This is a genomic window from Archangium sp., assembly GCF_036388035.1.
GTDB lineage: Bacteria > Myxococcota > Myxococcia > Myxococcales > Myxococcaceae > Archangium.
This window is the reverse complement of record NZ_DASVSO010000449.1, coordinates 1-9088: the sequence shown is the minus strand read 5'-3', so window position 1 is coordinate 9088 and position 9088 is coordinate 1. Positions and strand designations below refer to the sequence as shown.

Here is a 9088-nt window from a genome sequence, read left to right as displayed (position 1 = left end):
GGTGGGACTGGAGGAGGGGCAGGAGCGGGTGCGGTTGGAGCTCACCATCGCGGTGGGCGCGGACGAGCCGGGGGACCGCATCGAGCTGGACGCGGACTCGAAGCTCGTTCTGGAGATTCGCGGAGGTGTCGCCGGTGATAGGGCCACGGCCCACACGCTGGTGAACGCCGCGCCGCGCGTGACGGCCGCCGAGGCCGGGCTATTGACCGTGCTCGAGCTTCCGGCCGGTCGTTAAAGGGAGAGGACATGCTGGACAAGAACGCCATCGGCCGGGCCTCGCCGCCCTTCCTGAATGAGGTCGAGAAGGGCTCCATCCGACGCTTCGCCGAGTCTCTCGGCGACTACAACCCCATCTACTACGACGAGGAGTACGCGCGGGCCTCGGGCTACCCCACCGTGGTGGCTCCGCCCACCTTCCCCGCCTCCTTCAGCTCGGCGGCGGACTTGCGCGAGCTGCTGGGCGTGGGCATCAAGAGCCTGCTGCACGCCGAGCAGTCCTTCGAGTACGAGCGGCCCATCTTCGCCGGGGACCGCATCTTCGTCGCCACCCGGGTGGCGGACGTGCTCGAGCGCACGGGCCCGGCTGGGAAGATGGACGTCGCCGTCATCGAGGACGAGGGCAGGGACGAGGAGGGCAACCTCGTGTTCCGCGCCCGTCGGACGCTCATCGTCCGTGCCGCCAAGGAGAATTCGTAATGCCCGTGCGCAAGCTCTATTTCGAAGGCCTCCGTGTCGGTGACGAGCTGCCGGCCCTGGCCAAGGCCCCCATCGACCGGGTGCAGCTGTCCCGCTATGCCGGCGCCTCTGGCGACTTCAACCCCGTCCACGTGGACGAGGTGTACGCCAAGAGCGTGGGCATGCCCTCCGTGTATGCCCCGGGCATGCTCGTCATGGGCATGCTGAGCCAGCTCATCAGCGACTGGGCCCGCGGCGGTCAGCTCCGGCGCTACCACGTGCGCTTCATCAAGATGGTGTGGCCGGGTGACACCATCGTCTGCAAGGGCCGCGTGAGCGACCGGCACGGCGAGGGGGGCCGCTACTTCGTCGACGTGGAGCTGTGGGCGGAGAACCAGCGCGGTGAGCTGGTGATGAAGGGCAACTCCACCATCCAGCTCTTCTTCTCGCTGGAGGACGAGAACCGGCAGCGCTCCGGCCAGGCCCCCATCGTCGTGGACGTGCCGCGCGAGAGCCTCCTCAACGCCTCGGCCGCCGCCGCGGCCGAGGGGAGCGAGGACGACGAGGAGCGCCGGTCGGCCAGCCTGGCGGGCAAGAAGTCGGCCCCCAAGCCGGCCGCCAAGACGGCCATGCCGTCCGCCGCCGCTGCCGCCGTGGGGGTGGGTGCTCCGGCCGCCGCGAAGAAGGCCAAGAAGTAGGACCTTCTCCCTCACTTCGCCTGTTGGGCGGCGAGCACCAGCCACTCGCCGCCCCAACGCGAGGCGTCATTCGGGATTGACTCTAGAATCAATCGACGTAACCTTTCCATGTCCCATGAGGGGCCGTGGACCGTCGATTTCGCGGCCGTGAGCCCCCACATACCGGGAGGGGCCATGTCCGCCGGCATCAACACCTACAAGACCGACCTTCGAGAGATCCTCTTCACCCTGTTCGAGCAGTTCGGCTTCAATCAGGTCGCCGGGCATGCTCCGTTCGACGCCTGGGGTCCGGACGAGGCCAAGGCGGTCCTCCAGGAGACCTACCGGTTCGCCAAGGAAGTGCTCGGGCCCCTCAACGCCTCGGGTGACCGCGAGGGCTGTCGGCTGGAGAACGGCTCGGTCATCACCCCCAAGGGCTTCAAGGACGCCTGGAAGAAGCTCTACGAGCAGGGCTTCAAGACGGTGGCGGTGAGCCCGGACCACGGCGGCCAGGGCGGCCCGATCATGCTGCAGGTGCTCATCGAGGAGATGCTCTCGGGCGCCAACTCGGCCTTCAACATGTACCCGGGCCTGGCCTTCGGCGCCGCGGAGCTGATCGCCGAGTGCGGCACGCCGGAGCAGAAGAAGCTCTTCGTGGAGCGCATGCTCAACGGCACCTGGGGCGGCACCATGTGCCTCACCGAGCCGCATGCGGGCTCGGACGTGGGCGCGGCGAAGACGAGCGCGCGCAAGAACGCGGACGGCACCTACAGCATCCGCGGCACGAAGATCTTCATCTCGGGCGGTGACCACGACCTGGCCGAGAACGTCATCCACCTGGTGCTAGCGCGCATCGAGGGCGCGGCCCCGGGCACCAAGGGCCTCTCGCTCTTCATCGTGCCCAAGCTGCGCGTGAAGCCGGACGGCGGCCTGCTGGGCGCCAACGACGTCACGGTGGGCTCCATCGAGCACAAGATGGGCATCAAGGCCTCGGCCACGTGCGTGCTGAACTTCGGCGAGAACGACGCCTGCGTGGGCGAGCTGGTGGGCGGCGTCGAGAACGTCGGCATGAGCCAGATGTTCAAGATGATGAACGGCGCGCGCATCGCGGTGGGCATCCAGGGCCTGTCGCTGGCGAGCGCGGCCTACTTCAACGCGCTCGAGTACGCGAAGGACCGCAAGCAGGGCGCGCACGTGAGCAAGTGGAAGGACCCGTCGGCGCCGCGCGTGGCCATCATCGAGCACCCGGACGTGCGCCGCATGCTGCTGGAGATGAAGGCGCACGTGGAGGGCATCCGCGCGCTCCTCGTGAAGCTGGCCATGCACACGGACAAGGCGCACATGCTGGCGGGCAAGGACGATGACCAGGCCGCCTACCACCGCGGGCAGGTGGAGCTGCTCACGCCGCTGGTGAAGGCGTACGGCGCGGACCAGGCCTTCCGCCTGTGCGCGCAGGCCATCCAGGTGTACGGCGGCGCCGGCTTCTGCCAGGACTACCCGGTGGAGCAGTACACGCGCGACTCGAAGATCTTCTCCATCTACGAGGGCACCACCCACATCCAGGCCATGGACCTGGTGGGCCGCAAGATGGGGCAGGCGGGCGGCGCCAACTTCCAGCAGTTCATGGGAGACGTGGGCGCCTTCATCGAGGCCAACCGCGAGCACAAGGTGCTCGGTGATGCGGTGCGCCAGCTCGCCGCGGCGCAGGAGGGCGTGATGGCCAGCGCCATGGCGGTGCTGGGCTGGTCGCAGGATCCGGCGAAGATGGCGCTCATCCCGCTGTCGGCCAACCGCTTCCTCAACATGATGTCCGAGCTGGCCGTGGGCTGGCTGCTGCTGGACGCGGCCGTCATCGCCGAGCGCGTGGGCGAGAAGGCCACCGGCGACGAGAAGGCCTTCTACGAGGGCAAGCGGTGGAGCGCCCTGTGGTACGCGCGCAACGTGCTGCCCAACGTGGAGCAGGCCGCGCGGATGATGGCCACCGAGGACACCTCCTCCGTGGAGATCTCCAACGCCGCGTTCGGCTCCATCTGAGCGCCCGAGCACCCTGACGTGAAAGAGGCCACCTGGGGCAACCCGGGTGGCCTCTTCGTTTGGGCGGGGAGGGGGACGGCTACTGGGCTTCGCGCACGCCGATGGCGAGCTGCCCGAGCCCGACGCTCTTGGCCAGCTCCATCACCTGCACCACGGTGCCGTGGGGCACGCCCTCGTCGGCCTGGACGATGACGACGGTGTCCGGGTTCTTCTGCTGGGCCTCGGAGAAGGCGCGCTTGAGCTCGTCCTCGGAGACCACGTTGCCGGCGAGCACGAAGCGCCCGTCGGAGAGGACGGCCACGGACAAGTCAGTGGTGCGCGCGGTGACGTCCGTGGCGCCACCCTTGGGCAGGTTCACCTTCAGGCCCGTCTGGGCTCCACCAGCGGGCGCCTGCACGATGACCGAGCTCGTCACCATGAAGATGATGAGGAGCACGAGGAAGATGTCGGTGAGCGGGGTGATGTTGATCTCGGCGAAGCCGACGTCCTCGCCGCTGCCGTCTCCGTCCCCGGGTGCCTTGCCCATGGCCATGTGCGTGGACCTCAGGCTTCCGGCTGGGGACGCGCCTCCGCCGAGGGCGGAGCCGCGGGGGTGGAGGCGGAGGAGGGCACGTTCAACGGGCGCTCGCGCAGCAGCTCGACGAACTCGTCACCCATGAGCCGCAGCTCCACGAGCACGCGCGACAGCCGCGCCTGGAAGTAGTTGTAGAAGGCCATGGCCTGCACCGCGACGAGAATGCCCACCGCGGTGGCCACGAGGGCCTCGGAGATGCCCGTCATCACCGCGGCGGTGCCGCCGGTGCCGCCCGCCTGCACGTCCAGGCCCAGGTCCTTGAAGGACTTCATGATGCCCGCCACCGTGCCGAAGAGGCCCACGAACGGCGTCAGCGAGCCGATGGTGGCCAGGATCCACAGGTTGCGGCGCAGCCGCAGGCCCACCTGGGCGCGCTCGCGCTCCACGGCCGCGTCCACTCCGTCACAGGCCCGGGTCCGCTCGAAGCGGTCGAGGCCGGCGAGGAAGATGTCCGCCACGGCGGCGTCCGAGCGCTCGGTGGCGGTGCGGGCCGCGGTGACATCCCCGCGCAGCAGGTGCTTGTGGACGGTGTCCCCGAGGGCCCGCGAGCGCTCGCTCACCCCCCAGAGGGCGATCAACCGCTCGATGGCCACGCCCAATGCCACCACGGAGGCCAGGAGGAGGAAGGCGAGGGTGAAGCCGCCGATGCGCAGGTAGTGGAGGAGGTCGGAAAAGCTCATGCAATGGTGGCCAGGAATGGTCGGCTGGCGCGAGACTTAAGCCATGAACCGCGCAGCCGCAGCAATCTTCCTGGCCCTCCTCTGTTCAGGGTGTCCCAAGCGCATCGATTTTGGCCCCACCGGCCAGATTACACAGGCCGAGGAGCTCTTCCGCCTCACCAGCGCCGCCCAGTCCCAGGCGGTGACCCTCCAGGGGGACGGGAAGCTCCGGGTGGAGTCTCCCCAGGGCTCCGGGACGGTCTCGGCGTACCTGGCTGCCTCACGTCCGGGCTTGCTGCGCGTGGAGATGTTCGACTTCTTCAACCGCCCCATCGCCGTCCTGGTCACGGACGGGCAGCGCTTCGGACTCTTCCAGGCCCAGGAGAACAAGTTCTACCAGGGCCCCGCGACGCCCAGGAACCTGTCGCGCTTCCTGCCCGTGGCCCTGCCGAGCGAGGAGCTGGTGTCCGTGATGCTCGGCCAGGTGCCCTTCCTCCCCGCGGAGCGGATGACGCTTGCCCTGGATGAGAAGGAGCGGCTGTACGTCCTCACCCTCCAGCGGGGTGAAGTGTCCCAGGTGCTCCACATCCACCCCCAGCACCTCCGGGTGGTGCGCAGCGAGATCCGGGGACTCCGGGCCTATGACCTCGAGTACGACCACTTCAAGGCGCAGGGGTCGTTCGTCCTCCCTCACGAGGTGACGCTCCGGGCCTCCACGGCCGACACCTCCGTGGGCCTGCGCTATACCGACATCACCCTCAACGAGTCTCCGGACCTCACCCTCTTCGACCTCGCCGCCCCCGAGGATGTCCCCGTGGTCGAGGTGGATGAGGGCGGGCAGGCGCTGCCTCCCGTCGCCCTGCCGCCTGCCTCCCCGGGTTCCTGAGCGGACCCCGTCAAGAATTCAGCAACGGTTGGAATCTCGGGTAGAGTGACCGGACGGATGGGGCCGTTCGGGCTCTCCACGATTGCGACATGGCACAGATCAAGCTTGGTGAACTGCTGATCAAGGCGAACGTGCTCCAGGAGAGCCAGCTCAAGGCGGCGCTCGCGGAGCAGGCGAAGTGGGGCGGGAAGCTGGGAGAGATCCTGGTGCGGATGAACCTCGTCTCCGAGGACATCCTCGTCCGGGCGCTGTCCAAGCAACTGGCCATCCCCGCGGTGAACCTGGACGCGGTGAAGGAGATCCCCCCGCACGTGCTCAACCGCGTGCCGGTGCAGACGGCTCGCGACTTCGCGGTGCTGCCGCTGCAACTCCGGGACGACGGCAAGACGCTCGTGGTGGCCATCGCCGATCCGCTCAACGTGCGGCAACTCGACGAACTGCGCGGCGTCACCAAGTGCCGCATCGTGCCCAATGTGGCCGGACGCACGGCCATCGCCCGGGCCATGGCGCGCTTCTACGAGGAGACGGCCGAGCTGGGCGACGCGGACACCAACTTCAAGGTGGTGGACGCCCAGGGCCGCACCGTCGTCAAGAGCATGAGCGAAGTGGCGGGCGCGGCTGCTGTCGCGGCGGCCCCGGCCCCGGCTCCCACCCCGGCGCCCGCGCCGCGCGGTCCCGTGTCACGCGAAACGCCTTCGGTGGGCAGCAACAGCCCGGTGGAGCTCCTGCGCAGCGTCGAGGAGGTGCAGCGCAAGGAGGTAGCGGCCCTCAAGGCCATGGTGGAGCTGCTCATCGAGAAGGGCGTCTTCACGCGCGACGAGTACCTGGCGAAGGTCAAGCGGTAAGCCGTCCAGCCCCCCTTTCCGCCATGCGCAAGAAGATCGGCGAGCTCCTCATCGAGTCGGGCGCCGTCAACCAGGAGCAGGTTCGCAAGGCGCTCGGCCAGCAGCGGGCCTTCGGCAACGGCCAGCGGCTGGGCTCGGTGATCATCACCCTGGGCTTCGCCTCGCCCTCGGCCGTGGCCCGGGCCCTGGCGCGCCAGTACGATCTGCCCTTCGTGGAGCTGCCGGAGATCTCCGAGCAGGTGCGCTCCATCGTCTCGTTCGACTTCCAGGCCGAGCAGCGCGTCGTCCCGTTCCGGCTCGAGCGGGAGGGGCGCAGCGAGCGGCTGCACGTCGCGGTGGACGATCCCTCGGACCTGACGGTGGTGGACGAGCTGAGCTTTCAGCTCAACAAGCCCATCCGCGTCCACGTGGCCTCCGAGGACGACATGGACCGCGCGCTCGGCCTCGTGCGGGGCCAGTCCGTGGATGGCATCGCGCTGGGAGAAGATACCGGCGAAGCGCTGGAGCTGGACCGCGGCACCGGCATGGTGTCAGGGGGCTGGCATGGGGAGGCCGAGAAGCCTCGGCCCGCGCCGGCCGGCTCGGACCTGTTCGACTGGGAGCTGCCCGCCGCTCCTCCGCTGCCCCTGCTGGACGAAGACGAAGACAGCGACATCACCCTCATCACCCCGAGGTCCGCCTTGAAGCCCAAGCCCCCGGCGCCCCCGGCCCCGCCACCGCTCGATGACGAGGATGAGGACATCACCCTCATCACCCCGCGGGCCGCGTTGAAGCCGAAGTCCTCGACCGTTCCTCCGCCTCCGCCCCCCCAGGAGAGCGAGGAGGTCCTCGACGAGCTGCTCGGTGAGCCCGAGCCCGAGAGTCCGTCCTCCGCGCCCGGTGCCTCCAAGGCGTCCGTGCCGGTGGTCGTCTTCGGCGGGGCCGCCAAGGGCGTGCCGCTGCCGCCTCCGCCTCCGAACCTCGAGAACATCTCCGAGGAGGACCTGAAGGTGCTCGAGGACATCGAGCGGATGGCCGATGGCGCCGAGGCGACGCTGCACACCGAGAAGGTGAAGCCCGCGCGCATGGTGGCCAGCCTCATCCGCCTCCTCATCAAGAAGGGCGTCATCTACGAGGAGGAGTTCTTGGAGGAGCTGTCCCGGAAGTGACGTCCCGGGCCGGGTGTTCTGGTCCGGCCCCGTGAGCCCCATGCCCGAGCCCCTCCTCGACGTCCGTGGTCTGAAGACCCAGCTCTCCCTGGAGGAGGGCCCGGTCCTGGCCGTGGACGACGTGTCCTTCTCCATCCCGCCCGGCGGCACGCTGGGGGTGGTGGGGGAGAGCGGCTGTGGAAAGAGCCTCACCGCGCTCTCGGTGATGCGGCTGGTGCCCGAGCCCCCCGTGCGCGTGGTGGGCGGGCAGATCCGTTTCCAGGGCGAGGACCTGCTCGCGCTCCCCGAGGCGAGGATGCGCCGCGTGCGCGGGCGCCACGTGTCCATGGTCTTCCAGGAGCCGATGACCTCGCTCAACCCGGTGTACACGGTGGGCGAGCAGATCTCCGAGGGGGTGCGGCTCCACCAGGGACTGTCGCGGGCCGCGGCGCGCGAGCACTCGGTGGAGATGCTGCGGCGGGTGGGCATCCCCGCTCCCGAGCAGCGCGTGGACAGCTACCCCCACCAGCTCTCCGGAGGCATGCGCCAGCGGGTGATGATCGCCATGGCGCTCGCGTGCGGTCCGGAACTGCTCATCGCGGACGAGCCCACCACGGCGCTGGACGTCACCATCCAGGCGCAGATCCTGGAGCTGCTGAAGCAGTTGCAGGCCGAGCGCCGCATGGCGGTGATGCTCATCACCCACGACCTGGGCGTGGTGGCCGAGAGCTGTGACGCGGTGGTGGTGATGTACGCGGGGCGCGTGGTGGAGCGGGCTCCGGTGAAGGCGCTGTTCCGCCAGCCGGCGCACCCGTACACGGCGGGGCTGCTGCGCTCGATTCCGGCCCTCCAGGAGGCAGCGGGGGCAGGGGAGCGCCCGAGGCTGAAGACGATTCCGGGCATGGTGCCCAGCCTGCGCCGGCTGCCCGGGGGTTGCCGCTTCCGGGACCGGTGCGACCGGGCCCTGGACCTCTGCGCGAGGGTGGAGCCGCCCCTGGAGCTCAAGCGCGACGGCCAGGAGGCCGCGTGCCACAACCCGGTGCCCGCGCCATGACCGAGCCCCTGCTGCGAGTGCGGGACGTGAAGACGCACTTCCCGGTGCGCGGCGGGCTGCTGGGCCGCGTGCGTGGGACGGTGAAGGCCGTGGACGGGGTGGGCTTCGACGTGCGGCGCGGCGAGACACTCGGCCTGGTGGGCGAGAGCGGCTGCGGCAAGAGCACCCTGGGGCGCACGCTGCTGCGGCTCGTGGAGCCCACGGCGGGCTCCATCCAATTCGAGGGCCGGGAGCTGACGGGCCTCTCCCAGCGCGAGCTGCGCCCCCTGCGCCGGAGGATGCAGCTCGTCTTCCAGGATCCCTACGCATCGCTCAACCCGCGCATGTCGGTGCGGGACATCCTCGGAGAGCCCTTCGCCATCCACGGGCTGGAGCGGGGCCGCGAGCGCGAGGCGAAGGTGGCCGAGCTGCTGGACCTGATGGGCCTGCCGCGCGAAGCGCTGGACCGCTATCCCCACGAGTTCTCCGGCGGGCAGCGCCAGCGCATCGGCATCGCCCGGGCCATCGCCCTGCGGCCGGATCTGGTCGTCGCCGACGAGCCCATCAGCGCACTCGAC

Annotated in this window: 10 protein-coding genes and 1 pseudogene; 9 read left to right on the top strand and 2 right to left on the bottom strand. The window is 69.6% G+C overall.

The window, feature by feature from the left end:
- The 4 genes and pseudogenes from VF697_RS18205 to VF697_RS18190 form a co-directional block, all read left to right on the top strand.
- Positions 1 to 235, top strand: a pseudogene (locus VF697_RS18205) (dihydrodipicolinate reductase); the annotation flags it as partial.
- An 11-nt stretch (positions 236 to 246) separates the two neighbouring features.
- Entirely contained in the window at positions 247 to 696 is a 450-nt protein-coding gene (locus tag VF697_RS18200) for a MaoC family dehydratase N-terminal domain-containing protein (protein WP_331096690.1), read from the top strand.
- Positions 696 to 1373: a MaoC family dehydratase gene (locus tag VF697_RS18195; RefSeq protein ID WP_331096688.1), complete on the top strand. Its 678-nt coding sequence runs from the start codon at positions 696 to 698 to the stop codon at positions 1371 to 1373. Before VF697_RS18200 ends, VF697_RS18195 begins: the two co-directional genes overlap by 1 nt.
- A gap of 174 nt (positions 1374 to 1547) precedes the next feature.
- On the top strand, positions 1548 to 3386 hold the full coding sequence (locus tag VF697_RS18190) for an acyl-CoA dehydrogenase (protein ID WP_331096686.1): 1839 nt from the start codon (positions 1548 to 1550) through the stop codon (positions 3384 to 3386).
- A gap of 79 nt (positions 3387 to 3465) precedes the next feature.
- Here the strand turns inward: VF697_RS18190 and VF697_RS18185 are convergent, their stop codons facing one another.
- Together VF697_RS18185 and VF697_RS18180 are read right to left on the bottom strand one after the other, a co-directional pair.
- Positions 3466 to 3918: a biopolymer transporter ExbD gene (locus VF697_RS18185; RefSeq protein ID WP_331096684.1), complete on the bottom strand. Its 453-nt coding sequence runs from the start codon at positions 3916 to 3918 to the stop codon at positions 3466 to 3468.
- Positions 3919 to 3929: 11 nt separating this feature from the next.
- Positions 3930 to 4640 carry a MotA/TolQ/ExbB proton channel family protein gene (locus VF697_RS18180; RefSeq protein WP_331096682.1) on the bottom strand — a complete coding sequence of 237 codons (711 nt, stop codon included), beginning with the start codon at positions 4638 to 4640 and terminating at the stop codon, positions 3930 to 3932.
- 43 nt (positions 4641 to 4683) lie between these two features.
- Between VF697_RS18180 and VF697_RS18175 the strand changes: the two genes are divergently transcribed.
- The 5 genes from VF697_RS18175 to VF697_RS18155 form a co-directional block, all read left to right on the top strand.
- Positions 4684 to 5505: a DUF4292 domain-containing protein gene (locus VF697_RS18175; protein ID WP_331096681.1), complete on the top strand. Its 822-nt coding sequence runs from the start codon at positions 4684 to 4686 to the stop codon at positions 5503 to 5505.
- Between the two features lie 89 nt (positions 5506 to 5594).
- Positions 5595 to 6350, top strand: coding sequence for a hypothetical protein (locus tag VF697_RS18170; protein ID WP_331096679.1), 756 nt, complete (start codon positions 5595 to 5597; stop codon positions 6348 to 6350).
- A gap of 23 nt (positions 6351 to 6373) precedes the next feature.
- Positions 6374 to 7498, top strand: a complete 1125-nt coding sequence (locus VF697_RS18165; RefSeq protein ID WP_331096677.1) for a hypothetical protein — start codon at positions 6374 to 6376, stop codon at positions 7496 to 7498.
- Positions 7499 to 7538: 40 nt separating this feature from the next.
- Positions 7539 to 8531, top strand: a complete 993-nt coding sequence (locus tag VF697_RS18160; RefSeq protein ID WP_331096675.1) for an ABC transporter ATP-binding protein — start codon at positions 7539 to 7541, stop codon at positions 8529 to 8531.
- On the top strand, positions 8528 to 9088 hold a 561-nt coding region (locus VF697_RS18155; protein ID WP_331096692.1), incomplete at its 3' end, for an ATP-binding cassette domain-containing protein. The genes VF697_RS18160 and VF697_RS18155, both read left to right, overlap by 4 nt.